Annotated in this window: 22 protein-coding genes and 1 tRNA gene; 14 read left to right on the top strand and 9 right to left on the bottom strand. The window is 66.1% G+C overall.

Annotation, left to right across the window (positions count from 1 at the left end; translation table 11 throughout):
• Position 1: 1 nt before the first annotated feature.
• The 3 genes from HNO53_RS15620 to HNO53_RS15610 are packed head-to-tail and all read right to left on the bottom strand — an operon-like array spanning position 2 to position 3,494.
• The gene (locus HNO53_RS15620; RefSeq protein WP_209473522.1) at positions 2 to 466 is read right to left on the bottom strand and encodes a MarR family winged helix-turn-helix transcriptional regulator; all 465 of its coding nucleotides are present in this window, start codon (positions 464 to 466) and stop codon (positions 2 to 4) included.
• Entirely contained in the window at positions 463 to 1,206 is a 744-nt protein-coding gene (locus tag HNO53_RS15615) for an SDR family NAD(P)-dependent oxidoreductase (RefSeq protein ID WP_209473521.1), read from the bottom strand. The genes HNO53_RS15620 and HNO53_RS15615 overlap by 4 nt, the downstream gene beginning before the upstream one ends.
• A gap of 2 nt (positions 1,207 to 1,208) precedes the next feature.
• Positions 1,209 to 3,494 carry a bifunctional salicylyl-CoA 5-hydroxylase/oxidoreductase gene (locus HNO53_RS15610; RefSeq protein ID WP_209473520.1) on the bottom strand — a complete coding sequence of 762 codons (2,286 nt, stop codon included), beginning with the start codon at positions 3,492 to 3,494 and terminating at the stop codon, positions 1,209 to 1,211.
• A gap of 216 nt (positions 3,495 to 3,710) precedes the next feature.
• Here HNO53_RS15610 and rsd point away from each other — a divergent pair, with 216 nt between their 5' ends.
• Positions 3,711 to 4,199 (top strand): sigma D regulator, encoded by a 489-nt coding sequence (gene rsd, locus HNO53_RS15605; RefSeq protein WP_209473519.1) that lies wholly within the window; start codon positions 3,711 to 3,713, stop codon positions 4,197 to 4,199.
• Positions 4,200 to 4,295: 96 nt separating this feature from the next.
• Here rsd and HNO53_RS15600 read toward each other — a convergent pair whose 3' ends face one another.
• Together HNO53_RS15600 and HNO53_RS15595 are read right to left on the bottom strand one after the other, a co-directional pair.
• Positions 4,296 to 7,379 (bottom strand): efflux RND transporter permease subunit, encoded by a 3,084-nt coding sequence (locus tag HNO53_RS15600; protein ID WP_209473518.1) that lies wholly within the window; start codon positions 7,377 to 7,379, stop codon positions 4,296 to 4,298.
• A 1-nt stretch (position 7,380) separates the two neighbouring features.
• Complete coding sequence (locus HNO53_RS15595) at positions 7,381 to 8,484, bottom strand: efflux RND transporter periplasmic adaptor subunit (protein ID WP_209473517.1); 1,104 nt, start codon at positions 8,482 to 8,484, stop codon at positions 7,381 to 7,383.
• 312 nt (positions 8,485 to 8,796) lie between these two features.
• Here HNO53_RS15595 and HNO53_RS15590 point away from each other — a divergent pair, with 312 nt between their 5' ends.
• Positions 8,797 to 9,771 carry a malate dehydrogenase gene (locus HNO53_RS15590; RefSeq protein ID WP_209473516.1) on the top strand — a complete coding sequence of 325 codons (975 nt, stop codon included), beginning with the start codon at positions 8,797 to 8,799 and terminating at the stop codon, positions 9,769 to 9,771.
• Positions 9,772 to 9,967: 196 nt separating this feature from the next.
• On the opposite strand, the gene HNO53_RS15585 is transcribed toward HNO53_RS15590, so the two are convergent.
• Complete coding sequence (locus tag HNO53_RS15585) at positions 9,968 to 10,624, bottom strand: histidinol-phosphatase (RefSeq protein ID WP_209473515.1); 657 nt, start codon at positions 10,622 to 10,624, stop codon at positions 9,968 to 9,970.
• Positions 10,625 to 10,843: 219 nt separating this feature from the next.
• Between HNO53_RS15585 and HNO53_RS15580 the strand changes: the two genes are divergently transcribed.
• From HNO53_RS15580 to HNO53_RS15535, 10 genes are all read left to right on the top strand, one after another.
• The gene (locus HNO53_RS15580) at positions 10,844 to 11,335 is read left to right on the top strand and encodes an RNA pyrophosphohydrolase (protein WP_209473514.1); all 492 of its coding nucleotides are present in this window, start codon (positions 10,844 to 10,846) and stop codon (positions 11,333 to 11,335) included.
• 157 nt (positions 11,336 to 11,492) lie between these two features.
• Complete coding sequence (ptsP, locus tag HNO53_RS15575; RefSeq protein WP_209478676.1) at positions 11,493 to 13,754, top strand: phosphoenolpyruvate--protein phosphotransferase; 2,262 nt, start codon at positions 11,493 to 11,495, stop codon at positions 13,752 to 13,754.
• Between the two features lie 8 nt (positions 13,755 to 13,762).
• The gene (locus HNO53_RS15570) at positions 13,763 to 14,563 is read left to right on the top strand and encodes an NRDE family protein (protein WP_209473513.1); all 801 of its coding nucleotides are present in this window, start codon (positions 13,763 to 13,765) and stop codon (positions 14,561 to 14,563) included.
• A gap of 56 nt (positions 14,564 to 14,619) precedes the next feature.
• Positions 14,620 to 16,002, top strand: a complete 1,383-nt coding sequence (locus tag HNO53_RS15565) for a response regulator (RefSeq protein WP_209473512.1) — start codon at positions 14,620 to 14,622, stop codon at positions 16,000 to 16,002.
• Complete coding sequence (locus HNO53_RS15560; RefSeq protein ID WP_209473511.1) at positions 15,999 to 16,793, top strand: sulfite exporter TauE/SafE family protein; 795 nt, start codon at positions 15,999 to 16,001, stop codon at positions 16,791 to 16,793. The genes HNO53_RS15565 and HNO53_RS15560 overlap by 4 nt, the downstream gene beginning before the upstream one ends.
• Before the next feature lie 7 nt (positions 16,794 to 16,800).
• Positions 16,801 to 17,595: a prolipoprotein diacylglyceryl transferase gene (gene lgt / locus HNO53_RS15555; RefSeq protein ID WP_209473510.1), complete on the top strand. Its 795-nt coding sequence runs from the start codon at positions 16,801 to 16,803 to the stop codon at positions 17,593 to 17,595.
• Positions 17,596 to 17,676: 81 nt separating this feature from the next.
• A complete protein-coding gene (locus tag HNO53_RS15550) occupies positions 17,677 to 18,501 on the top strand; it encodes a thymidylate synthase (protein ID WP_209473509.1) in 825 nt (274 codons plus the stop codon).
• A complete protein-coding gene (locus tag HNO53_RS15545) occupies positions 18,498 to 19,016 on the top strand; it encodes a dihydrofolate reductase (RefSeq protein WP_209473508.1) in 519 nt (172 codons plus the stop codon). The genes HNO53_RS15550 and HNO53_RS15545 overlap by 4 nt, the downstream gene beginning before the upstream one ends.
• A 166-nt stretch (positions 19,017 to 19,182) precedes the next feature.
• A complete protein-coding gene (locus tag HNO53_RS21510; protein ID WP_242597444.1) occupies positions 19,183 to 20,232 on the top strand; it encodes a ProQ/FINO family protein in 1,050 nt (349 codons plus the stop codon).
• 410 nt (positions 20,233 to 20,642) lie between these two features.
• Complete coding sequence (locus HNO53_RS15535; protein ID WP_209473507.1) at positions 20,643 to 21,725, top strand: porin; 1,083 nt, start codon at positions 20,643 to 20,645, stop codon at positions 21,723 to 21,725.
• Positions 21,726 to 21,995: 270 nt separating this feature from the next.
• On the opposite strand, the gene HNO53_RS15530 is transcribed toward HNO53_RS15535, so the two are convergent.
• Positions 21,996 to 22,253: a hypothetical protein gene (locus HNO53_RS15530; protein ID WP_209473506.1), complete on the bottom strand. Its 258-nt coding sequence runs from the start codon at positions 22,251 to 22,253 to the stop codon at positions 21,996 to 21,998.
• A gap of 191 nt (positions 22,254 to 22,444) precedes the next feature.
• Between HNO53_RS15530 and HNO53_RS15525 the strand changes: the two genes are divergently transcribed.
• A complete protein-coding gene (locus tag HNO53_RS15525) occupies positions 22,445 to 23,197 on the top strand; it encodes a Crp/Fnr family transcriptional regulator (RefSeq protein ID WP_209473505.1) in 753 nt (250 codons plus the stop codon).
• Positions 23,198 to 23,228: 31 nt separating this feature from the next.
• Here the strand turns inward: HNO53_RS15525 and HNO53_RS15520 are convergent, their stop codons facing one another.
• Both HNO53_RS15520 and HNO53_RS15515 read right to left on the bottom strand, forming a co-directional pair.
• Positions 23,229 to 24,263 carry a sodium:calcium antiporter gene (locus HNO53_RS15520; RefSeq protein ID WP_209473504.1) on the bottom strand — a complete coding sequence of 345 codons (1,035 nt, stop codon included), beginning with the start codon at positions 24,261 to 24,263 and terminating at the stop codon, positions 23,229 to 23,231.
• A gap of 163 nt (positions 24,264 to 24,426) precedes the next feature.
• Positions 24,427 to 24,503: transfer RNA gene (locus HNO53_RS15515), tRNA-Arg, on the bottom strand.
• A gap of 120 nt (positions 24,504 to 24,623) precedes the next feature.
• On the opposite strand from HNO53_RS15515, the gene HNO53_RS15510 reads away from it, so the two are divergent.
• Positions 24,624 to 26,132 carry an amidase gene (locus HNO53_RS15510; protein ID WP_209473503.1) on the top strand — a complete coding sequence of 503 codons (1,509 nt, stop codon included), beginning with the start codon at positions 24,624 to 24,626 and terminating at the stop codon, positions 26,130 to 26,132.
• Positions 26,133 to 26,164: the final 32 nt, after the last annotated feature.

Below are 26,164 nucleotides of genomic sequence, written 5' to 3'. Positions count from 1 at the left end.
GTTATCGTGCTCCCGTGTCGGCCGGCAAGCGATGCAGCAGCTCGCCGATATGATGGGCATCCTCTGCATCGACGCCATCCAGCAGTTCGTTGACCCAGCTCTCGTGGGCCTGGGCCATGACGGTGAAGGCGTCGCACCCGACAGGGGTGAGGCGTACCCGGGTGGCACGGCGATCGCCCTCGATGGCGATGCGCTCGACCAGGCCGTCGTCGGCCAGGCGGTCGACGATGCCGGTCACGTTGCCGTTGGAAACGCGCAGCCGCCTGGAAAGCTCGTTCATCTTCAGACCCTCGGGTTCACGTAGCAGCGCCGCCATGACGTCGAAGCGCGGCAGGGTAGAGTCGAACTCGAGGCGCAGCTTCTCGCGCAGCGCCGCCTCGACCTGGCGAGTGACCCGCAGCATGCGCAGCCATAGGCGCAGGCGCTCCTTGCTCAGGGTTTGGGGTTTTGGCAGCGGGGCCGTCATGTCTCGCCTCCCGAGATCGAGATCGCCTGGCCGTGGATGGCGCCGCTATGCGGGCCGCACAGCCACAGCGCGGTGGTGGTGACCTCGGCAGGCTGAACGAGCCGGCCGCTGGGGTTGGTCGATTGCAGGTGGGCGCGCGCCTGCTCCGGGCTCTGACCGGTCTTGGTGACGATGGTGGCGATGCTTTCTTCCAGCAGCGGGGTCTCGGTGAAACCGGGGCACAGCGCGTTGACGGTGATGTCGCGCCCCGCTACCTCCTGGGCCAGGGCGCGCACCAGCCCCACCACGCCATGCTTGGCGGCACAGTAGGGTGCCACGTAGGCATAGCCCTTGAGCCCGGCGGTGGAGGCCACGGCGATCAGCCGGCCGCCGTCGCGCAGGTGCCTGAGTCCCTCGCGCAGGGTCAGGAAGGTGCCGGTCAGGTTGACGTCGAGCATGCGCTGCCACTGGTCGAGCCCGGTCCTGGCCAGCGGCGCGCTCTCTGCCGCCCCGGCGTTGGCAATGACGATATCGACTTCGCCCAGGCCTTCGAACAGGGCCACCATGTCGGCCTCGCGGGTCACGTCGGCGATCTCGAAGGCGATGGCCGAGTGGTGGCTGGCGGTGGCTTCCAGCGGCTCGCGGCGCCGTCCGGTGATGATCACCTCGGCGCCGGCCTCGGCGAATGCCAGCGCCATGTCGGCGCCGATGCCGCTGCCGCCGCCGGTGATCACCACGCGCTTTCCATGTAACTGGTTCATGGTTACACCCACCCGTCGCCGCGCTCGGCCAAGCGCTGCAGCTGGTCACGGCCGGCACGATAGGGCGCCGGCCAGTCGCACTCGCGGTCCTGAATGCCGGCAGCGGCGTGCAGCGTCCAGTAAGGGTCGGCCAGGTGCGGGCGGGCGAGGCACACCAGGTCGGCGCGGCCGGCCATCAGGATCGAGTTGACGTGGTCGGCCTGGTAGATGTTACCCACCGCCATGGTGGCCATCCCGGTCTCGTTGCGGATGCGATCCGAGAAAGGCGTCTGGAACATGCGCCCGTAGACCGGCCGTGCGCGGGTCGAGGTCTGCCCGGCCGAGACATCGACGATGTCGACCTCGGCGGCCTGGAGCAGGCGCGCGATCTCCACCGCCTCATCGGGGGTCACGCCTTCGTCGCCGACCCAGTCGTTGGCCGAGATGCGTACCGAGAGCGGCTTGTGCGCCGGCCACGCCTGACGCACCGCGCGGATCACCTCCAATGGGTAGCGCATACGGTTGGCCAGCGAGCCGCCGTACTCGTCGTCGCGGCGGTTGGTCAGTGGGGTGATGAACGACGACAGCAGGTAGCCGTGGGCGGCGTGCACCTCGAGCATGTCGAAGCCGGCACGCTCGGCCATCCGGGCGGCGGCGACGAACTCGTCGCGTACGCGATCCATGTCGGTGCGGTCCATGGCCTTCGGCACCTGATTGCGATCCGACCAGGGCACGGCGGAGGCCGCCATGATCGGCCAGTTGCCCTCGACCAGCGGCGCGTCCATCTCCTGCCAGCCGAGCTGGGTCGAGCCCTTGGGCCCGGAGTGGCCGATCTGGGCGCACAGCTTGGCCGGCGTCTCGGCGTGGACGAAGTCGCACAGGCGCTGCCACGCCGCCTCGTGCTCAGGGGCGTAGAAACCCGGACAGCCGGGGGTGATGCGACCCTCCGGCGAGACGCAGGTCATCTCGGTATAGACCAGCCCGGCGCCGCCCTTGGCGCGCTCGGCGTAGTGCACGAAGTGCCAGTCGGTGGGGCATCCGTGCACCGCCTTGTACTGGGCCATGGGCGAGACCACCACGCGGTTGGCAAGTCGCATCTCGCGCAGTTGAAAAGGCGCGAACATAGGCGCCCGTGCGCTGCCTTCGTTGCCGGCCTGGGCCTGGAACCAGCGCTCGGCGCTCTCGAGCCATGCCGGGTCGCGCAGGCGCAGGTTCTCGTGGCTGATGCGCTGGGAGCGGGTCAGCAGCGAATAGTTGAATTGCACCGGGTCGAGGTCAAGATAGCGCTCCACCTGCTCGAACCACTCGGTGGAGTTGCGCGCTGACGACTGCAGTCGCAGCACCTCCAACCGACGCTCCTCCTCGTAGCGGGCGAAGGCGCTGGCCATGTCGGGTGCGCTGTGCAGGTAGTCGGCCAGCGCGATGGCGCTTTCCAGCGCCAGCTTGGTGCCCGAGCCGATGGAGAAGTGCGCAGTGGCGGCGGCGTCGCCCATCAGCACCACATTGTCGAAGCTCCAGCGCTCGCACAGCACCCGCGGGAAGTTGATCCACGCCGAACCGCGAATGTGGTGGGCATTGCTCATCAGCGAGTGGCCGCCGAGGTGCCTGGCGAAGATGCGCTCGCAGGTGGCGATCGACTCCTCCTTGCTCATCTCGCCGAAGCCGAAGGCCTGCCAAGTGGGCTCGCTGCATTCGACGATGAAGGTCGCGGTGTTCTCGTCGAACTGGTAGGCGTGGGCCCATACCCAGCCGTGCTCGGTCTTCTCGAAAATGAAGGTGAAGGCGTCGTCGAAGGTCTGGTGGGTGCCCAGCCAGACGAACTTGCAGGCACGCACCTCGATGTCGGGGCGGAAGTGTTCGGCATAGCGCTGACGGGTGCGCGAGTTGAGCCCGTCGGCAGCCAGTACCAGGTCGAATTCACGGCGCAGTTCGTCGATGCGCTCTTCGGGCACGTCGCTTTCGAAGCGCAGCTCGACGCCCAGTTCGCGGGCGCGCTCCTGCAGCAGGAGCAACAGCCGATGGCGGCCGATGCCGCAGAAGCCGTGGCCGGTGGAGACGGTGCGCACGCCGTCGTGGATCACGGCAATATCGTCCCAGTAGGCGAAGTGCTCGCGGATGCGCGCGGCGCTGACGGCATCGTTGGCGGCCAGGTTGTCGAGCGTCTCGTCGGAGAGCACCACGCCCCAGCCGAAGGTGTCGTCGGGGCGGTTGCGCTCGATGACCACGATCTCGTGGGAAGGGTCGCGGCGCTTCATGCTGATGGCGAAGTAGAGGCCGGCGGGGCCGCCGCCGAGGCAGGCGATTCTCATGGCGTGGAACCGTGTCGTTGTTGTATGTCTTCAGGCTAGACGCTGTGAAGAATTACTTCAAGCTTAAAATTTCAAGCTTGAACATTAATGGCTTGAAGTGATTTTTTCGTTGATCGAAGGATTGACAGCCAGGGTGGCAACGGCGAGTCTGGGGCTTTCCATTCGACGCTCGGTGGGCCGAGCTGCAACAGGCTTCACAGGGGAAGGAGGCTCGCGATGCTGGAACAGTGCAAGACGGCCAGGGAGCGCTGGGGCGGCGTGCATCAGCTCATCGATCGGTGGCTCGATGAGCGCCGTGAGCTGCTGGTCAGTTTTCTGGAGCTCAAGGAGGCCTGCGATACCGAGCTGGAGGCCGTGAGCAAGCCCCAGATCGATCGCTTCAGCGAACTGCTGATGGACTACATCAGCGCCGGCCACTTCGAGATCTACCCGCAGCTGCGCGAGGAGGCCAGCGCCTTCGAGGATCACCAGGCCCTGGAGATCGCCAGCAAGTTGCTGGAACGACTCGAACTCTCCACCGAGCTGGTGCTGGCGTTCGATGCCGACTACTCGACCCCGGTGCGCTGCCAGCACTTCCTGCCGCGCCTGCCTGCCTGGCTCGACCGTCTGGCCAAGGGATTGACCGAGCGCTTCGCCCTGGAAGACCAGCTCATCGCTCGCCTGCATGCGGCACATACGCCGCAAAGGGAAGCCCAGGCCGACTAACCACCTGGCGTACTGCCGATTTCTCAGGCGCCGCTGCGAGCCAAGCTTCGCAGCGGCGTCGTTGCATGAGTGCATTCACGCCGAGCCCGGCAATGCTCACGCCGCGGCAGCCTCAGCCGCTTCACGCTGCGGGCGGCGCTGCCACAGTACCAGCATGCAGGGCGTAAGCAGCAGCGTCAGCCCGGTGGCGAAGACCAGCCCGCCGGCAATGGCGCTGGAGAGCTGGGTCCACCATTGGGTCGACGGGGCGCCGAGGCCGAGGCTCGGGGCGAACAGGTTGACGTTGACCTCGAGCACCATAGGCATCAGGCCCAGCACGGTGGTGATGGCAGTGAGCAGTACCGGTCGCAGACGCAGGCCGCCCGCACCCAGCGCTGCGTCGTAAGGGGTGAGCCCCGACCGGCGCAGCTCGTTGTAGGTATCGATCAGCACGATGTTGTTGTTCACCACGATGCCGGCGAGCGCGATGATCCCCATGCCGACCATGACGATGCCGAACGGCTGGCCGTTGATCAGCAGCCCCATCAATACCCCGGCGGTAGAGAACACGATGGCGGAGAGCACCAGCAGCGCCTGGTAAAGGCTGTTGAACTGGGTGACGAGGATCAGCAGCATCATCCCGATCGCCACGAGGAAGGCCGACATCAGGAAGCGGCTGGCCTGCTCCTGGTCCTCCTGCTCGCCCGCGACCTCGATATGAACCCCCTCCGGCGGTGGCCCCAGCGATTCCTGCAGTGCCCGCAGGCGCTCGTCGGGCTGGTAGCCCGCGGTGACGTCGGCTTCCAGGGTGATGGCACGCCGGCCGTCGATACGGTGCAGGGTGTCCACCTTCGGCGCCGGCTCGAGGCTGGCGAAGTGGGAGACGGGCACCTGGCCGCGCGTCGTGTTGAGGGTCAGTCGTCCGAGCTGGTCCAGGCTGCGCCAGGCCTCGGGCAGGCGCACGCGGATGTCGACCTCGTCGCGGGCGAAGGAGGGCCGGTAGGTAGCTACCTGCAGGCCGTTGGTGACCAGTTGAACGGCACTGCCCACAGCGGCGACGTCGGCACCCATGCGCGCGGCGGCGGCACGGTCGACGTTCAGCCGCCACTCGATGCCGGGCAGGCTGCGGTTGTCCTCGATGTCCCGGAACCCACCGAGTTCTACCATCTGGCGACGAATGGCCTCGACCGCGGCCTCGCCGGCGGCTTCATCCTGGGCGCTGATCTCGAGCACGATGGGCTTGCCGGCGCCGGGCCCCATGTCCTGTTCGCGGAATTCCAGCACTACGCCGGGCAGGTCGGCGGTACGCTCGGCCATCTCATCCATGATCTCCCGTGCCGGACGGCGCTCCTGCCAGTCGATCAACTGGAACTGCACCGTGCCGATCACGTCGTTGCCCATCTGCTCGTTGGCCACGCCGTAGGTGCGGGCGTAGAGCGCCTGCACCTCGCCCATGCCGGCCAGGCGGGACTCGACGCGGCGCACGATGGCATCCTTCTCCTCCGCGGAGAGGCTGCCGCGCGTACGGATCACCACCTGGGCATTCTCCGGCTCGACCGCGGGAAAGAATTCCACGCCATGATTGAAGCGGCCATAACCGACGAAGATCAGCGCCATCAGCAATAGCGCGATCGCAAGCGTCGTGCCGGGCCAGATCAGCAACTTGGCGAGTACGCCACGGTAGAGCCGGCCGCCGGCGCTGATCATCTCCTCGCTGCGCTGAGGCGTGTCGGTACGCGCACTGAACAGCCCTCCCAGCGTGGGCAGGAAGACCAGCGCCATGGCCAGCGAGGCGAGCAGGCACAGGATCACCGTGGCCGGCAGATATTTCATGAATTCGCCCACCACCCCGGGCCAGAACAGCAGCGGCACGAACACCGCCAGGGTGGTGGCGGTGGAGGCGATGACCGGCCAGCTCATGCGGGTCGCGGCATTGATCCAGGCCTGGCGCGGCGGCTGCCCCTCGCGCAGGTGGCGGTCGGCCAGCTCGCTGACCACGATGGCACCGTCCACCAGCATGCCGGAGACCAGGATCAGCGCGAACAGCACCACGATATTGAGCGTATAGCCGACTCCCCAGATCAGCAGGATGCCGGTGAGGAAGGCGCCGGGGATGGTGAGCCCCACCATCAATGCCGAACGCACTCCCATGGCGGCCAGGATCACGATCAGCACCAGGGCCACGGCGGTGAGCACATTGTTGAGCAGCTCGGAGAGCATCTGTTCGACGGTCTCCGACTGATCCATGATGGTGGTGATCGAGAGCTCCTCGGGCAGCATCGGAGCGGCCTCAGCCAGGATGTCCCGTACGCCCTCGACGGTGGCGATCAGGTTGGCCCCGGCACGCTTGGAGATCTCCAGCACCATGGCCGGCTCGCCGTCGATGCGGGCGAATCCCTCGGGATCCTTGAAGGTGGGATGGATCCAGCCCACGTCGGCGAAAGTCACCACTCGGTCCCCGTCGACCTTCACCGGCATGTTCATGACGTCTTCGAGGGATTCGATGATGCCGGGTACCTTTACCGGGCTGCGCCCGGCGCCGGTGTCCAGGCTACCGGCGGCGACCAGTCGATTGTTACGGGTCACCAGGTTGAACAGGGTGTCGAAGTCGACGCCGTAGCTGTCGAGCACCAGCGGGTCGACGACGATCTCCATCAGCTCCTCGCGCTCGCCGCCGATCTCCACCTCGAGTACCTCCGGCAGGCCCTCGACCGCATCCTGCAGGCGGCGGGCGATGGCCAGGCGTCGGTTCTCCTCGATCGGCCCCGAAAGGCCCAGGGTGAATACCGGGAAGAGGCCGACGTTGACCTCCATGACGCGTGGCTCCTCGGCCTCGTCCGGCAGCTCGGCGCTGGCGATGTCGACCCGCTCGCGCACGTCGGCGAGCGCCTGGCGCGCGTCGAAGCCGGCGTCGAACTCCAGGGTGATCGCGGCGTAACCCTGGCTCGCCTGAGCGGTCATCTTGCGCACCCCCTCGATAGTGCGCAGCTCCTGCTCCATGGGGCGTATCAGCAGCCGCTCGCCGTCCTCGGGACTCACTCCTTCAAGCGTCATCGAGACGTAGATCATCGGGATCGGGACGTCGGGGTTGGCCTCCTTGGGGACCGCCTGCCAGGCGGCAACGCCCGCCGCCAGCAGCGCGAACAGCAGCAGCAGGGTGGTGCGCGTGCGGTCCAGCGCAGCCTCGATCAGGGTGCGCATGTCAGAGCGACTCCTCGTCCGGGGCGCTGTCTGCCGATGGCTCGGGCACCGCAACGACGCGATCGCCGGGTTCGACATAGCCGCCACCCAGTGTTATCAGCCGGATCTCCTCCGGCAGACCGGCGACGTACGCCTCTCGGGCGTCGGCCTCCACCAGCTCGACGGGCGTGGCGACCACACGCGCCTCCTCGTCGAGGTGCTTGACCTGCAGTTGCCCACGCTCATCGAGTTCCAGCAGGGCGGAGGAGAGACGATGAACGCTGCGCTCGGGCAGGGTGATGGACAGCGTGGCACTGGCGCCGGCGAGCCGCCGCCGTTCGGGGTTGTCGAGCTCGGCTTCGATGTAGAAGGAGCGGGTGGCCTCGTCGGCTCGCCGGGCGACATGGCTCAGCTCGCCGGACAGACGACTGCCGTCGAGCAGGCGTACCTCCACCGGCAGGCCCGGCCGCAGTTCAAGAGCGCGGCGCTGGGCGACCCAGGCGCTGGCCTTGAGCCGGCTATCGTCGATCAGGCGGCCGTAGCTCTCGCCCACCTGCAGGACCTCGCCGAGTTCCACCTCGAGACGATCGAGCACGCCATCGAAGGGGGCGGTGGGCTGCGTCTCATCGAGGCTCTGGCGCAGCTCGGCGAGCTCCGCTGCCGCCACGCTGACGCTGCTCTGCAGGCGCAGGTATTCCGGCTGGGAGATCAGGTCCCGGCGACGCAGGTCGGCGGCACCGGAGAGCTCGGCCCGTGCCAGCTCGAGCTGCGCCTCGGCGCGTTCCAGTTGGGCGTCGAGGGCGTCGCGGGAAAGCACCAGCAGCGTCGCGCCGGCCTCCACGCTGTCGCCCTGTTCGACCGGCAGCTCGGCCACGCGCCCGTCGCGCCGGGTAAGCAGGGTAACCTCGCGCAGCGCCTCCAGTTGCCCCTGGGTCACCTGTTGCGGCTGGTGCGACGAAGCGTGACTCTGCCGAAACTCGATGCGGGGCAGGCTGTCGGTCGAAGCTTCCTGGCTCTCGGGCGGCTCGCTCTGGAAGCGCTGGATGTCCCCGAACAGCAGCCACAGGAACAGGGCGGCCAGCACCAGGGCGGCCAGCAGGGCGGAGATGGGGGGGCGTTTCAACATGCAGCCTTCCCTGGTTGAATTCGGCATTAGCTTATTCGGCAAGGCATGATAGCGCATGTGCCGGAAGGTCGCAGTTGCCTTGCGGCGCCATTTTCCAGCAAGGCCCCTAACCAGAGGTCGGATTGAGTTTTGTGCGGTGCAGGCATAACATCTTGGCGGTCCGGATTCCGGCCAGGGCGGATATGTATCCCCAAGGCTCATCCAAGGAAGTGCCGCGCGAATCGGCGAGCGAGATGACGTGCAACGGTGCGATTCGCTCGTGCAGACCTTCGTGCAGCGTTTCCCTCAGGCGGCTCAACCGAAGGAGCAACGATGAAAGACCCCGTACGTATTGCCATCACCGGCGGTGCCGGCCAGATCAGCTACTCCCTTATCTTCCGTATCGCGGCCGGCGACATGCTGGGCCCGGATCAGCCCGTCATCCTGCAGCTGCTCGAGATCCCGCAGGCGATGGACGCGCTCAACGGCGTGGTGATGGAAGTGAACGACTGTGCCTTCCCGCTGGTGCAGGAGATCGTTGCCACCGACGATCCCAATGTTGCCTTCAAGGACGCAGATTACGCCCTGCTGGTCGGTGCCCGCCCGCGCGGCCCGGGCATGGAACGCAAGGACCTGCTGGAAGCCAACGCGGCGATCTTCTCCGTACAGGGCAAGGCGCTGAACGACAACGCCAGCCGTAACGTGCGCGTGCTAGTGGTCGGCAACCCGGCCAACACCAACGCACTGATCGCCTCCTGCAACGCGCCGGACCTCAGCCCGCGCCAGTTCACCGCGATGACTCGCCTCGATCACAACCGCGCCCTGACCCAGCTGGCGCAGAAGACCGGCAAGCGCGTCACCGACGTCGAGCAGATGATCATCTGGGGCAACCACAGCGCCACCCAGTACCCCGATCTGGCTCACACCAAGGTGGCCGGCAAGCCCGCCTTCGACCTGGTCGAGCGCGACTGGTACGAGAGCGACTTCATCCCCACCGTGCAGCAGCGCGGCGCCGCCATCATCAAGGCGCGCGGGGCCTCCTCCGCCGCTTCCGCCGCCTCTTCTGCCATCGATCACATGCGCGACTGGGCGCTGGGTACCGACGGCGTGGTGAGCATGGCGATTCCCTCCGACGGCAGCTACGGCATCGCCGAGGGCATCATCTACTCCTACCCGGTGCGTTGCCAGAACGGTGACTACGAGATCGTCCAGGGTCTCGAGATCGACGAGTTCAGCCGCGGCAAGATGAAGGCCACTGAAGACGAGCTGCGCGAAGAGCGTGCCGCCGTCGAGCATTTGCTTGGGTAACAAATGCCTGCGCGAGCGAATCGCTGTGTTGCGCGGTGCTCATAACCCTCACATATACCCCATATGCTCGGGTTCCTGTGCGCCGCGCGCCTTGCGCTTCATCTCGCTCGGCTATTTGCTCAGCGCTTAGTCAGTAAACGATAAAAACCCTAAGGCACCCGCTTTAGGGTTTTTCCGTTTTTAAGGTAAGGCTGGTTCAGTCCCGCAGGCTCATGATGCGCCAGCCGAGTTTTTCGGCTTCCTCGCGCAGGGTAGGGTCGGGGTCCACCGCTACCGGATGCTCCACCAGTCGCAGCAGCGGCAGGTCGTTGTGCGAGTCGCTGTAGAACCAGGCGTCGTCCAGGGTCAGATCCTTGTCGGCTAGCCACTCCTCCAGGCGCTTCACCTTCCCTTCGCGGTAGCTCGGCGTGCCGCTCAACTTGCCGGTATAGCGGCCATCCAGCACCTCCGGTTCCACTGCGATGAGATGATCGACGCCCAGCCGCTCGGCGATGGGGCCGGTGATGAAGCGGTTGGTGGCGGTAATGATCAGCAGGGTATCGCCCCGACTGCGGTGGCGTGCCAGCAGCTCCTCGCCTTTGGGCAGGATGCTGGGTTCGATCTTGCTGGCCATGAACTGCTGGTGCCAGGCAGCAAGCTGCTCGGGGCTGTTGTCGGCCAGCGGCCTGAGCGCCACCGACAGAAAGGCATGAATGTCCAGCGTGCCCGCTTCGTAATCGGCCATGAAGCGGTCGTTGGCCTCACGGTAGGCCTCGGCATCCACGGCCCCCTGTTCGAGCAGGAACTCGCCCCAAGCGTGATCGCTGTCGATGGAGAGCAGGGTGTTGTCCAGATCGAAGATGGCCAGACTCACGGCTTACCCCTTGCGATGTGGTGAGTTGTCGTAACGTCATGCTGCATTGCGTGAAAGCTGGCGATTATGTCAGACAACGCCGCGCACTGCTAAGCCCCGCCGCGCTTTTTCTCGCAGTGGGCGGCGGCGGGCGTTGACGACCACCGGATCGTTGTATTGATGCGCTTTGTGCCCTTGTGGAAGAATGCTCTCAATGACGTATTTCACAAGGTGACGTCCGTGATCGACGCTGACGGCTTTCGCCCCAACGTTGGCATCATCATCGCCAACGCCAGGGGGCAACTGCTTTGGGCGCGTCGGGTTGGACAGAATGCGTGGCAGTTTCCCCAGGGAGGCATCAAGTCAACCGAGACACCGCAGCAGGCGCTCTATCGTGAGCTGGAAGAGGAAATCGGCCTGACCGCCGATGACGTCGAGCTACTGGCCTGTACTCGGGGATGGCTGCGCTATCGCCTGCCGCGACGCATGGTGCGCATGAATTCCAGGCCGGTCTGTATTGGCCAGAAGCAGAAATGGTTCCTGCTGCGGATTCGCTGCCAGGAGACTCGTATCTGTATGGATGGCTCGGAAAAACCCGAGTTCGATAACTGGCGATGGGTCAGCTACTGGTATCCGCTGGGTCAGGTGGTGCCCTTCAAGCGCGAGGTGTATCGCCGCGCGCTGAGCGAGCTGTCCCCGCGCGCACAGCGGCTGGCGCTCGAAGGACGCTGATCGAAGGCGTCCACTTGCCGAAGCAAGCAATTGGTGAGCGCAATACGAGGGGCTACGCAGGGCCCCGCCAACCAAGCCCCGTTCTCCCCGGGTGACGGAGCTGGGTCTTGATTCCTCAGCCAGGCGAGGTACGACGATAATGGAAAGCAAGACGCCGATGCTGGAGGTGCTGCGCCGGGTCATACAAGAGGTCAACGGTGCCCGTAATCTCGATGCGGCGCTTGCGACCATGGTTCGGCGTATCCGCAAGGCCATGCACACCGACGTATGCTCCTTCTATCTCTATGAGGGGGAGACCCAGGAGCTCGTGCTGATGGAGACCATCGGCCTGCACAGTCAGGCGGTGGGGCACGTGAGCCTGCGGGTAGGGGAGGGCCTGGTCGGCCTGGTGGCCGAGCGCGAGGAGCCGCTCAACCTCGAGGACGCCCCCTCGCATCCACGCTTCCGCTACTTCGAGGCCACCGGCGAGGAGCGCTACTCCAGCTTTCTCGGCGTACCGATCATCCACCAGCGTCGCATGCTTGGCGTGCTGGTCGTACAGCAGGCGGAGAAGCGGCGCTACGATGAGGAAGACGAAGCCTTCCTCATCACCATGGGCGCACAGCTCGCCGGCGTGCTGGCCCATGCCCTGGCAACTGGCAGCCTCAGCCGGCCCGCCTTGCCTGATGGCCAGGCGCTGTTTACCGGGGTTGCCGCCTCGCCCGGCATGGCCATCGGCGAAGTGGTGGTAGTGGCGCCGCTGGCCGACCTGGACAGCGTGCCTGACCTGATCCCGACCGATGTCGAGTACGAGATCGTGCGTCTCAAGGAGGCCATCGAACGCGTGCGCGAGGAGATTCGCGCCGCGGGTGAGCGCTTGGCCAACCGCATCTCGGCCCAGGAGCTGGCGCTGTTCGAGGTCTATCAGCAGATGCTGAGCGAGGCGGCGCTCTCCCAGGAGGTCGAGAAGCGCATACGCGAGGGGCAGTGGGCACCCGGGGCCCTGGCCGACGTAGTGCGCCGCCACGTGCAGTATCTTGAGCGGGTCGATGACGACTACCTGCGTGAGCGGGCGGCCGACGTCCGCGACCTGGGCCGTCGGGTACTCGCCCACCTTCAGGAAGAGACGCCTCAGGTCCCTGACACCTTCCCGGAGAGCACCATCCTGGTAGGCGACGAGATCAGCGTGGCCACGCTCGGCGAGGTGCCGAGGGAGCGGCTTGCCGGGCTGGTCTCGGTGCGCGGCTCGAGTACCTCCCACGTGGCGATCGTCGCACGGGCCATGGGGGTGCCCACCGTGCTGGGCATGGTCGACCTGCCACTGCCGCGTCTCTCCGGCGCCGAAGTAGTGCTCGATGGGCATCGGGGCCGGCTCTTCGTGCGACCCTCCGAGGAACTCAAGACCCGCTACCAAAGCCTGATCGCCGAAGAGGCGGCACTGGTCGAAGTGCTCGAGCACGAGCAGGACCTGCCCAGCGAGACTCCCGATGGCCACGTCATGCCGCTGATGGTCAACACCGGTCTGGCCATCGACACCACGGTATCGCTCAAGAAACGCATCAGCGGGGTGGGGCTGTATCGAACCGAAGTGCCGTTCATGATCGCCGAACGATTTCCCGGCGAGCAGGAGCAGGCGCGACTCTATCGCGACCAGCTCGAGAGCTTCGCGCCGCTGCCGGTGGTCATGCGCACCCTCGACATCGGTGGCGACAAGGATCTGCCTTATTTCCCCATCGACGAGGCCAATCCCTTCCTCGGCTGGCGCGGCATCCGCGTCACCCTCGACCACCCCGAAGTGCTGATGGTGCAGCTACGTGCCATGCTGCGTGCCTCCCAGGGCCTCGACAACCTGCAGGTCCTGCTGCCAATGGTGACCAACGTCGACGAGGTCGACGATGCGCTGCGCATGCTCGATCGCGCCATTCGCGAGCTGGGCGAGGAGGGCATCGTGTCGCCACGGCCCAAGGTCGGCGTGATGCTGGAGGTGCCGGCGACCCTCTACCAGCTGGATGCCCTGGCCGAGCGCGCCGACTTCTTTTCGGTGGGCAGCAACGACTTGACCCAGTATCTGCTGGCGGTGGATCGCAACAACCCGCGCGTGGCGAGCCTCTACGATGCCTGCCACCCGGCCGTGTTGTGCGCCATGGCACGCCTGGCCGAGGAGTCGGCACGCCTGAAGAAGCCGATTTCGGTGTGCGGCGAACTGGCCGGTGACCCGGCCGGGGCGCTGCTGCTGATGGGCATGGGCTTCGACTCGCTCTCCATGAATGCGCCCAGCCTGCCGCGGGTCAGGGCTGCGATTCGTCGAGTCTCCCTCGATGCCGCCAAGGCGCTGGTGCATGAGATCCTGGCCTTGAACACCCCGGCCGCCGTGCGCAGCCACCTGTTCGCCCGGCTCAACGAGTGGCAGCTGGCGCACCTGTTGCCGCCGCGGGACTGAGCGCGTCCATGTGCCTGATCGCCTTCGACTACCGCCCGCGAGCGTCCGTGCCGCTGCGGTTGATCGCCAACCGTGACGAGTTCTACCAGCGCCCCACGGCGTCGCTGGGGCCCTGGCAGGATGCGCCCGATATCGTCGGCGGTCGCGATCTGGAGGCCGGCGGCAGCTGGCTGGCGGTGCATCGCCGCGGGCGCATGGCGGCCGTCACCAACGTGCGCGACCCGGCGCTCAGGGTGCCCGCCGATGCGCCAAGCCGGGGGCAACTGGTGCGCGAGGCGCTGGAGTGCCCAGATCTGCCCGGATGGCTGGCCAGACTGGCCGAGGGCGACGGCTGGCGCTATGCCGGCTTCAACCTGCTGGCCGGCGACGGCCATCGCCTCTGGCACCTGCATCGCAGCCGTGAGCGACTGCTGCTCACGGAGGTTTCACCCGGTACCCATGGCCTGTCGAACGCCAGCCTCGACACACCCTGGCCCAAGCTGATCGTGGCCCGCCAGGGCCTGGCGACGGCGCTGCGCCGCCGCTGGCCGGAGGATGCCGTGGCGGCATTTTCCGCGACGCAACCGGCCGATGACGCGCACTTGCCGGATACCGGCGTTGGCCTCGAGCTGGAGCGGCGCCTGTCGCCTCCCTTCATCGTCGGCGAGCACTACGGCACTCGCGCCACGACCTGGCTCGCCTGGGATGCCGAAGCGGGTATCATCGAGCTGGAGGAGTATCGCTACGGCCCCGAGGGGGTGGCACAGGGCCATAGCCGGGAAAGAATGTCACTGCAGCGTGCGCACTTGGATGCCTCGCACTGTCCATGACAGCCGGGACACGGCGACGTAAACTCACTGCACCACAGCCTGGCACAGGGATGCGAATGCCCGTCGGAACCCGCAAGGACCGCTTCTGGTCGTACCTGATCTGGCCGTTGCTCTGGCCACTGCTGCTGGCCCAGGCAGCCCTGGTGCTGCTCTGCCTGCTGGTGGGGGCCGTGCTGTGGGTGGCCACCCCCGATCCGACTTCCTGGGCCGAATCCGCCTGGCTGCTGGTGGCCTTGCTGGTGGGCACCACCTTGACCGTTTCGGCCTTTCTCCTGCAGTTGCGTCACGCCATCCGCGAGTGCGAGGGACAGATCGAGGGCCGCCTCGCCCGCGTCGAAAGGCTGCTGCAGGAGACTGAACAGAGCCTGCCGCGCTGGCTCGGCGCGTCCCGGCAGCCGTCCGACGAGGAGGGTTCGGTCATCGCGCGCCTGGAGACGTTGCATGACGGCATGCTCGAGCTGCAGTCCCGACTCGAGCAGATGCCGAACCTGGATGACCTGCTGACGGCCAGCCAGCGCCCGGCCATGCTGCTTTACCACGGGCGAATCGTGAGCGCCAATCTGGGCATGGAGCAACTGCTCGGTGAGAGCCTGGAGACACTGGCCGGGCAGGATCCGGCGACTCGCCTGGTCTTTGCCGAAGCGGCCGGGAGCAAGCCCGGCGAGGTACAGCTGCTGGACGGAGAAGGCCGCTGGCGCACTTTTCAGGTGGCGTGGCTGGAGGCGCCGCCCTATCAGCTGTTGTTCTTCGAGCGTGCCGGATCGCATGACCTGGGTGGGTTGCTGGCGGCCCGGGAGCGAGCCCGTGAGGATTCACGGCTCAAGTCGCGCTACCTGACGCTGCTGCAGCGCGAGCTGGAGCCGCTGCTCTCCGAGCTGTCCCGTGAAATGAAGTTCGAGGACGGCCGTATCGATCCACAGCGAAATGCCCATCTGAGCGAACGTATCGCCGATATCCTGCTGTTGATCAGCAGCCTGGCAGGCGAGCAGGGCGAAGCGGCACTGCGCGATATGCAGCTGCCGGCGGGGCGGGCTGCTTCGCTGCGCGTGCTGGTGGTGGACGATGGCCCGGTCAATCGCATGTTGGCCGGTCAGGTCATGGAGCGGCAAGGGCTGCGCGTCGACAGCGTTGCCAGCGGCCAGGAGGCGCTGGAGCTGCAGCATCGCCATGCCTACGACCTGGTATTGATGGATATCTTCATGCCCGGCATGGATGGCGTGGAGACGGCCAGACGCTGGCGTGAGCAGGAAGCGCAGCGGCCCGATACCGCTCGCAGCATCCTGGTGGCCTTGACGGCCAATGCTACCGAGAGCGACCGGCGTCGCTTCGACGAGGCCGGCATGAACGATTACCTGGCCAAGCCCTATGGGCCACGGGAGCTGATCGAGCTTCTCCAGCGTTGGCGACCCGATGCCTTCGAGGAATCGTCAACGACATGACCGTCCTCGTCACGTTTCTGGGATACCTGGGGCTGGGGGCGGCGGCCGGCACCATGGCGGGACTATTCGGCGTCGGCGGTGGCTTGATCATCGTGCCGGCCCTGGTCTTCGCCTTTGGCTTTCAGGGCATTGACGAGGCGGTCACGATGCACCTGGCGGTCGGCACATCGCTGGCCACCATCCTTGTCACCGGTACCTCGTCGGCCTGGGCGCACTACCAGCGGGGGAGCATTCGCCGCGAGTGGTTTCTCTCCCTGCTGCCCGGGCTGATGCTGGGCGCGGTGGCCGGCGTGTTCGTCGCCGGTGCGCTGTCGGGCGGGCGGCTGGGTACCCTATTCGGCGTTTTCGTGGTGCTGATGGCGCTCAGGATGGCGCTGGGCATCGGCCCCAAGGCGGGGCGCGCGGCCCCCGGGCGGCTGGCCATGGGCCTTGCCGGTGGGGTCATCGGCGGCGTATCGGCGCTGTTCGGCATCGGCGGGGGCACTCTCTGCGTTCCCTGGCTGTCCCGCTGCGGTGCCAGCATGACCCAGGCTGTTGGCACCTCCGCCGCCTGTGGCCTGCCCATCGCCCTGTTCGGCGCGCTGACCTTCATCGTGGTGGGCTGGGGACACCCGGCGCTGCCGGTAGGGGCCACCGGCTTCGTGATGTGGCCCGCCTTTCTCGGCATCGTGGTGGCCAGCGTGCCTTTCGCCAGGCTGGGCGTACGCCTGGCCCATGTGCTTTCGCCCCGCGTGCTGCGGCTCGCCTTCGCGGCGCTGCTGCTGACCGTGGGACTCCGTTTCCTGTTCTGAGGTGGACATGAACTATCCCGCTATCGACCCAGTGGCCATTTCCCTCGGCCCCTTCCAGGTTCACTGGTATGGCCTGATGTACGTCATTGGCTTCGTCGGCGCCTGGTGGCTCGGCAGGCTGCGAGCCGAGCGCTTCGGGCTGAGCCGAGACGACGTCGGCGACCTGCTGTTCTACGCCGCCCTCGGCGTCGTGGTAGGCGGCCGGCTGGGCTATGCGCTGTTCTACGGCCTGGGTCAGTGGGCCGCCGATCCGCTGTGGGTGTTTCGCGTCTGGGACGGCGGCATGAGCTTCCACGGTGGGCTGATCGGCGTTCTGCTGGCGGCGCTGTGGTTCGCGCGCAAGAAGGGCATGGCCTTCTTCACGCTGACCGACTTCATCGCCCCCATGGTGCCCATCGGCCTCGGGGCAGGGCGCATCGGCAATTTCATCAACCGCGAGCTGCCGGGGCGGGTCACCGAGCTGCCCTGGGGCATGCCGTTTCCCGGCATGGGGCCAGAGCCGCGCCACCCCACCTCGCTCTACGAAGCCCTGCTCGAGGGGCTGGTGCTGTTCGTCGTGCTGTGGTGGGTTTCGACCATGCCGCGTCGCCGTGGCCTGGTGTCCGGCCTGTTCCTGTTGCTCTACGGCACGTTCCGTTTCCTGGTGGAGTTCTTCCGCCTGCCCGATGCCCATATCGGCTATCTCGCCTTCGGTTGGTTCACCATGGGCATGCTGCTGACACTGCCGATGATCGCCTTCGGCATCGCGCTGATCGCCTGGTCGCGGCGCCAGCCGATGGATGAAGTGCTGGTCACGCAGTGAAACCGAACGGGAGTAGGAGGGGGGCCGGAGAGGCGGTAGACTTCGGTCCTATCGATCATCCTTTCAGAGTTTTGCCCAACGATGCCAGATGACAATGCCAAGCCCCCGCTCGAACAGCCTTACCTGGACCTGATGCGCCAGGTTCTCGAGCAGGGTGTCGATGGCGCCGACCGCACCGGCGTCGGCACCCGCTCGCTGTTCGGCCATCAGATGCGCTTCGACCTTTCCCGCGGCTTTCCGCTGGTGACCACCAAGAAGCTGCACCTGCGCTCGATCATCCACGAACTGCTGTGGTTCCTGCGTGGCGATACCAACATCGCCTACCTCAAGGAGAACGGCGTCAGCATCTGGGACGAGTGGGCCGACGACAAGGGGGATCTTGGCCCCGTCTACGGCTACCAGTGGCGCAGCTGGCCCGATCCTCGCGGCGGCCACGTCGACCAGATCGCCAAGCTGCTGGAGCAGATCCGCACCCACCCGCACTCGCGACGGCTTATCGTCTCGGCCTGGAACCCGGCGCTGGTCGACGAGATGGCACTGCCGCCGTGCCACTGCCTGTTCCAGTTCCACGTGGCGCAGGGCAAGCTTTCCTGCCAGCTCTATCAGCGCAGCGCCGATATCTTCCTCGGCGTGCCGTTCAATATCGCCAGCTACGCGCTGCTGACCCGGATGATCGCCCAGGTGTCGGGGCTCGAGCCGGGCGATTTCGTGCACACACTGGGCGACGCGCATCTCTACCTGAATCACCTGGAACAGGCCGAGCTGCAGCTGTCGCGCACGCCGCGCCCGGCGCCGCGGCTGGTGCTCGACCCGAACGTCGACTCGCTCTTCGACTTCCGCTTCGAGCACATCGCCATCGAGGGCTACGACCCCCACCCCCATATCAAGGCCGAGGTAGCGGTATGACCGACGAGACCCTGGTGCCGGTGGCGATGATCGCCGCGGTGTCGCGCAACGGCGTGATCGGAATCGACAACAAGCTGCCCTGGCATCTGCCCGAAGACCTCAAGTTCTTCAAGCGCATGACCCAGGCCAAGCCGCTGATCATGGGGCGCAAGACCTTCGCCTCCATCGGCCGGCCGCTGCCGGGGCGGCTCAATATCGTGGTCACCCGCGACGACAGCTTCCACCACGACGGCGTGCGCGTCTGCCACGACCTCGAATCGGCGCTGTTCCTGGCCGACCAGCAGGCCACCATCGACGCCGCCGAGGAGATCATGGTGATGGGCGGCGGCGAGATCTACGCCCAGGCGCTGCCGCATGCCAGTCGCGTGTACCTGACCGAGGTGGACGTCGAGGTGGAGGGCGACGTCCGCTTTCCAACGCTCGACGAGCGCGAATGGGAAGAGGTGCAGCGGGTGCCGGGCTCGCCCAACCCGGGCCAGCCGGCGTTCAGCTTCGTCGAGTATCGTCGCCGCTAGGCTGGCTGCGCCGGGCCTTTCGGCCGGACTTAACGGGCGAAAACGTTCCATTCAACGGATGGTTTGTCAGCGCCTCGCTTGTGACACACACTAGGCGGGGGCATGGGGCAACGCGGCGATTCGCTCGCCCAGCACTGGTGCCGCGTTTTTCCGGGAGGATGCCGGTTTGATCGAAGAGCGTTCACGACAACTATTAAGCGCCCTGGAGGCACGTGCCGCCGATGCGCTCACGGAGCTCCACGCCTGCCGCGAACGGCTGCAACAGGTTCAGGAGCGAGTGGCCGAGCTTGAAGCGGAGCGGCTCGAGCTGATGGAAGAAAACCGCGAGCTCGATGAGCAGAATCGCGAGCTCGAGGAGGACAACGCCCGCCTGCGCGAGCGGCTGCGCAAGGGCGAGCCGGCACCGGCCTTTCCTGGCCCGGCGCGCCGCGCCCAGGGGCTGGCGGCACTGATCGGCCAGCGCCCGCGGGAGGATCAAGCTGCAGGGCTGCGGGCAGCCTCGGCGCGCCCAGGCGATGCACGAATCGGTGTCGAGTCGTCGGCCATGGCGGAGCCCCCAGTCGAATCACGCCCCGCCCCGGCCTGGCGGCCGGCTGCCTCCGGCTCGCCCCAGGCGATCCCGGAGCCGAAAGCAGAAAGCGATGCCGACAGGGAGCGTCAAGGGGCGCTGGCCATCGAGCAGGCGCCTTCCGCTGATGCGTTGCTGAAACAGTGGTACCAGCGCTATCCCCGAACCTTCTTCAAGGGCCATACCCGGCCGCTCAAGGTCGGCATCCACCACGACCTGGCCGCCCGCGAGCCCTGGCCCGAGAAGCTGGTGCGCCGGGCGCTGGCGGGCTACGTCAACCTGCCGCGCTACCTCAAGGCGGTGCGCGAGGGCGCCGAGCGCCTCGACCTCGACGGCGAGCCCGCCGGCAGCGTCGATGCTCAGGCGGCCGAGCATGCCAAGCGCAAGCTCGAACGCCTGCAGAGCGAGCGGCGCGAGCGTGACCGTGCAGCGGGCGCCACGCCCCGGCGCGACGGCAAGGCCCCCCGCGGCCGCGATGACACCAGGGGCCAGCCGCGCAAGGCCAAGCCCAAGCCCGCCCCGACAGCCAAGGAGAGGGGGGCGACGGCCAGTGCGACTCCTGCCACCCCGGCCGACCCGGAAGCGCGCATGGAGGCCAAGCTCTCGGCTCTGCTGGCCAAGCACAACGGCCAGGCGAAGGGGCCCTGAAGGCTCGCTTCTCCTGAGCGTTTATTAGGGTGCTTGCCTCTGCTTAATCAGCGGGGCATGATGTGCGGGCTCATCGCTGCCAGGCAACACTTACTGCCATTGCCTGCGGCACGCGGCCGCTGGGCGGGAGCGCCCAAGACCGCATTAGCAGGGAAAAGTTCCGTCGGGGAAGCGAGCGTCGAAGGAAAACAGTGTTTTTTCTTATTGCGTTCCCATTTTTCCCGGTATAGAGTTCTACCTGCGAGCATTGGACTATAACAAGGCTTCGCTGAGGTCATGACCGGCCCTGGTGCTTCCTGAGAAGGAACCGGCCCGAGTACGGCGGGACCCATGCCCGGCAAGCTACCTGCACCGATCCCTGATCGTGCAGTAACGATCGAAACAGTAAGCTAGTAAAAGGAACTATCGCGATGAAAAAGACACTGTTAGCGACTGCCATTGCCGGTGCCCTGGGCGCCTCCGCTGCCGCTCAGGCCGCAACCGTTTACGACCAGGACGGCACTCAGCTGATCATCAACGGCCGTATCGCCATGGGTATCGCCGGCGGCGGCACTGAGTACAACAGTGCTGGTGAAGAAGTCGACGACGGCGCAGAGTTCGTTGACGTCTACTCTCGCCTCGGCATCTCCATGAGCCACCAGATCAACAGCGACCTCAAGGCCTTCGGTCGCGTCGAGTGGCGCTTCCGTGGTGACCAGCGTACCGGTAACAGCCGTGTTGTTGATTCCAACGGAGACAGCATCAACGGTTTCAGCGAAGTGCGCCACAGCTACATCGGTCTCGAAAGCGCCAGCTTCGGTACCGTGATGGCGGGTAACTACGACAGCTTCTACAACAGCCACGTCATGGCGCCGTTCGATGTTTACATCGATCGCGGCCTTGAGTTCTCCAACGGTCAGGGTGGTGCTCTTCAGGCCCGTGGCGACTCCGTTGGCTATATCACGCCGAATCTGTCCGGTTTCCAGGCTTTCCTGTCCGCCAAGCACTACAGCGAGCGTGGCGAGACTCAGGCTGAGATCGATGCCACCGGCGACAGCGAGATCGTCACCCAGGGCGGTGTGAAGTACGAGACTGGCCCGCTGCGTCTGGCACTGGGCTATACCGATGACGAGGAAGATCGTGCTGGTGGTACTGGTGAAGTCCTTTACGGGGCGACTGCTTCCTACGCAATCACCGATGCCTTCTCCGCTCGCCTGGGCTACGAGACTCGTGACGACAACGACACCAACGGTGGCGGTTTCGACACTTGGGGTCTGGGCATGAGCTACGCCATGGGTCAGTGGGCCTTCAACGCTGACCTCTACCGCGTCGACGAAGATGCCGAGGACGACACTCGTACCGCCTGGGCTGCCGGCGCCTACTACAAGGTCTCCAGCAACTTCGACGTCTTCCTCGAGCTGAACGACGCCGACCTGCCGGATCTGGACAATACCCCGGCTGGCGATCTGGGCGACAATGTCTACTGGCTGACCGGCGCTCGCTACCACTTCTAAGCGAGTCTGCCGTCCAGCGAGGACAGCACGACACGTCGCTTAGCGCGACGACAGAACCGGCCCTTCGGGGCCGGTTTTTTTTGCGCGTGCATTCTGCTTTATCCAGGTAGCTATGCTACTACTTTCTAGTTAGGATACCGCGCTGGTAGCAGGGCAGAGCCGAAGCCTTCCGATTCGCCTCACGGACAAGAAGGGCACAAACGAGACGGCCACCCGATGGGGTGGCCGCTTCGATGAGATGGGCTCAGTCGCCTGGAGCGGTGCGTCTGCTCACTGGCCCGGCCTCTGCTCGGGCGCCGCCAGCACGGCCTTGAGGTGGGCGAGGTCGCGAGAAACATCGGTTTCGACGAACTCGGCGATCAGCCGCTCGGCCTCGTGTCTTGCCGCCTGCTCGACGTACTCGTCGTAGCGGATGACATCGGCGTCACAGTAGCGGCAGCGCAGCACGTCCGTTGGCCTAGGGTTGCCGTGCCAGAAGTTGGCACCGTGGCAATGGGGACACGCGACTTTCCTTGTGCGTTGAAACATTCGGGCCTCCTGCCTGAACTTCCTTTGGAAGCCTTTACCCTACCACAATTTTTCCTACCGTCTTGTGACCGTCCGTGGCATGCGAGGCATCCTCGCTGCGATCTGATGCGGTTGGCCGGTATCTCCCTTCAACCACTACACTGCATTGACGCAGGGAAAATATATCCACAGTTTCAGGGCCGGAGCGCACCATGACCGCGAGTCCTCTTTTCCCTTCTCTCAGCGCCAACGCCTTGATGAACCGTAAGCTGTCGAGCATGTTTCCGCTAACGGACGAGGAGGCGCGGGCCATCCGGGAGCTGCCGATCCAGGACGTGGAGCTCAAGTCCGGCCAGGACATCGTGCGCCTGGGCGAACGTCCGTACCAGTGCTGCTTGATCCTGCAGGGCTTCACCTGTGTCTATAAGCTGAGCGTGGGGGGCAAGCGTCAGATCATGGCGCTGCACGTGCCGGGCGACATCCCCGACCTGCAGAGCCTGCATCTGGAGGTCATGGACATCAGCATCGCTTCGATAAGCTCCTGCAAGGTCGGGTTTTTTCAGCACGAAGATGCACGGCGAATGTGCGAGCTCCACCCGCGCCTCACCGCCGCCTTCTGGCGCGAGACGCTGATCGATGCCTCGATCTATCGCGAATGGCTGCTCAATATCGGCCAGCGCGATGCCTACGCCCGTGTCGCCCACCTGCTCTGTGAACTGTTGATTCGCCTGAAGGCGGTGGGGCTGGTGGAGGATCATACCTTCGAATTGCCCATCACCCAGGAGGAGATGGCGGATACCATCGGTATCAGCGCCGTCCACGTGAGTCGCACCTTCCAGGCGCTGCGCAACAATGGGCTGATCGAAACCACCAGGACGCGCATCCACCTTCCCGACTGGGAGCGGTTGAAGGAGGCGGGGGAGTTCGATCCGCTCTATTTGCACCTGAGAGGCAAGTCGGCTTGAGTCCTGCTATCGCCATAGCGACTTGCCGCGGCTATCCCACCAGCAGCATGACGAGCCCCGCCAGGTATAAGGCAATGATCGTCGCGCTCTCGAAGCCGATCCGTCCGGGCCCCTTTTCCTGCCGAAACAGCAGGCCCAGGATTAGCACGCTGGTCATCAGCATCGCCAGCGCTACCCATAGCGATACGTGATCGGGAATAGCGTGGTAGATCGAGCCGCCGCGATAGGCCACGTCAGAGGCGGCGGCAAACAGGGTGTCGAAGGCGTTGCCGCCGATGATACCCGCCACGGCGAGGGTCAGCGCACCCTGACGCACCGCCGCGACGGTGGTCACCAGTTCGGGTAGCGACGTTGCCACTGAGGTGAGCAGCACGCCCACTGCGGCCTGACTGAGCCCGGTTTCTGCGGCGATTACCGTGGCGCTGCGTTCGAGCAGCCAGCCGGCAATGCCGATGCTGGCGCCAAGCAGCAGGAAGAGCAGCCACAAGAAGGTCAGCGAGTGCTCATTAGAGGCTTCCTCGGGCACGTCAGGGCGTGTCTCACGCGTCTTTGCCGGTCGCCACATGGGGTTGGCCTTGGAGATCTTGATCAGCCGCAGGCCGTACAAATAGGCGATGAACAGCAAAGGCGTGATCGGGTGAATCTGCCAGATGGTCCATTCCGGGGCGAAGCGCCCGACCAGCAGCAGGCTCAGCAGGCACAGCAGCAATCCCCCCTGAATCAAGTTGCCCAGAGAAGCCGCGGCATGCTCGAGATTGGCGCGTCTGTGCACGATGTCGGCAAATGCGAGAAACACCGTCTGGGCTGCGATTCCCCCCAGTGCGTTGCTCATGGCGAGCTCGGGCTTGCCGGTCCAGGCCGACGAGACCGAGACGACGATGCCGGAAAGCGAGGTGACCATGCCCAGCAGTACCGCACCGGCCATGGCTTCCCCCAACCCGGTGCGATCTGCCAGATGGTCGACGATACCGGCCAGCCTGGTCCCTACGATACCGATCACCAAGGTGCAGATGCCGAACAGGACGATGGCGATGGGCAAGGAGGTAATGGTGAACGGTATGGGCATCTGGCCTTTCGTCTCGGCGGCATGGGTATTTGACCGTAGCCGCCAGCGACGGTGAGCACAAGCGATCGCCTGAAAGCGTTCGTCAAGGCAGGGTCTGCTTCGCGGAGCCAAGTTGCGCCGGGCAGAAGCGCGGAAGGGGGGCGGAAGGGGAGTGGAAACAGGTTGGCGCCCCCACCAGGATTCGAACCTGGGACCTTCCCCTTAGGAGGGGGACGCTCTATCCAGCTGAGCTATGGGGGCCGCACGGCTGCGCATTATAAGCGCTTGTGGCAGCGAGATAAACCGCTTGCCCTGCGTGTGTTGCCAAGCCGGGAGTCGTGCGGCCATCATCGAGCCTGTTCTCAGTAGCAGGAAGCGCGCATGGAAATCGAAGAGTACCGCCGGCACGATGCCCTGGGCCTGGTCGAGCTGATACGTAGCGGCGAGGTGAGCCGCGAGGAGGTGTTCGACGCCGCCTGCCGTGCCATCGAGCGCGGGAATCCGCGGCTTCAGGCGGTGGTTCGCACGCGCTTCGAGCGGGCGCAGGGCGAAGCGGCCAATATCGATACGGCGGCGCCGTTCGCCGGGGTGCCGACACTGACCAAGGACCTGTTGATGGCAATCGCGGGCGAACCGCTGGCCTTCGGCAGCGCGGCCCTGGCCGAGTGGAAGCCGCCCGTCGACTCGACCCTGGTTTCGCGCCTGCGCCAGGCGGGCTTCGCCATTCTCGGCCAGACGGCGACGCCCGAACTAGGGCTGATGGGGATCACCGAGCCGCGGGCCTTCCCGCATCCGGTCAACCCCTGGCAGCCCTCGCACTCGCCCGGCGGCTCCAGCGGCGGGGCAGCGGCAGCGGTTGCTGCGGGGCTGGTGCCGTTGGCCATGGCCGGCGACGGCGGCGGTTCGATTCGCATTCCCGCCAGCTATTGCGGCCTGTTCGGGCTCAAGCCGTCGCGCGGGCGGGTGCCGCAGGGCCCGTTGCACGCCGAAGTATGGCAGGGCGCTGTGGTGGAGCATGCCGTGACCCGCTCGGTGCGGGACAGCGCTGCGTTGCTCGACGCCATCAACGGCATGGACGAGGGCTCGCCCCATCCCATCAGGCGCGAGCAGGGTTATCTGGCCGGTATCGAGCGCCCGCCCGAGCCGCTGCGCGTGGCGGTATCGCTGGGTGAACCGCTGGGCAGGCCGCTCGGCACCAAGCTCGATCCGGAGGTGCGCCAGGCAGTGGAAGCCGCGGCTGGCATGCTCGAAGGGCTCGGCCATCATGTCGAGTGGGCCGATCCGCCGGTCGATGGCGAGCGTCTGGCCAACTCCTACCTGACGCTCTACCTGGGGCACTTGAGCGCCGACCTGGCCTGGATCGCCCGCGAGACCGGCGTGCCCGTCACGCGTCTGGAGATCGAGCCCTCCACCCGCGCCATCGCTCGCCTGGGACGCCACCTGCCGGTGCGCGATTACGAGTTGGCCAAGCGCGACTGGAACACCGCGGCACGCGCCATGGGGGCGTTCCACCGTCGCTACGACGTGCTGTTGATGCCGGTGACCGCGGCGCCGGCGCCGCGCCTGGGAGAGCTATACCCGCCTCCGTCGCACGAGCGCCTGATGGGGCTGCTGGCGATTCCCGGTTTGGCGGCGCTGGCGCTCAAGGCGGGCATGCTCAAGCATCTGGCGCGCGATGCGCTGTCACGTACGCCCTACACCCAACTGGCCAACCTGACCGGCCAGCCGGCCATGTCGCTGCCATTGCACGTGACGACGCAGGGCCTGCCGGTGGGCGTGCAGGTGGTTGGTGCGATGGGCGACGAGCACCGCCTGCTGGCGCTGGCGGCCCATGTCGAGGCCGAGTCGGGCTGGGGACGACACCTGCCCAGGCCTTGGCAAGATAGGTAGAATGCGCGCCACACCTTGCTGACGTGGTTCCC

Source organism: Billgrantia antri, from assembly GCF_017868935.1.
In the GTDB taxonomy this organism is placed as follows: domain Bacteria; phylum Pseudomonadota; class Gammaproteobacteria; order Pseudomonadales; family Halomonadaceae; genus Halomonas; species Halomonas antri.
This window is presented reverse-complemented; position numbering and strand designations above follow the sequence as displayed.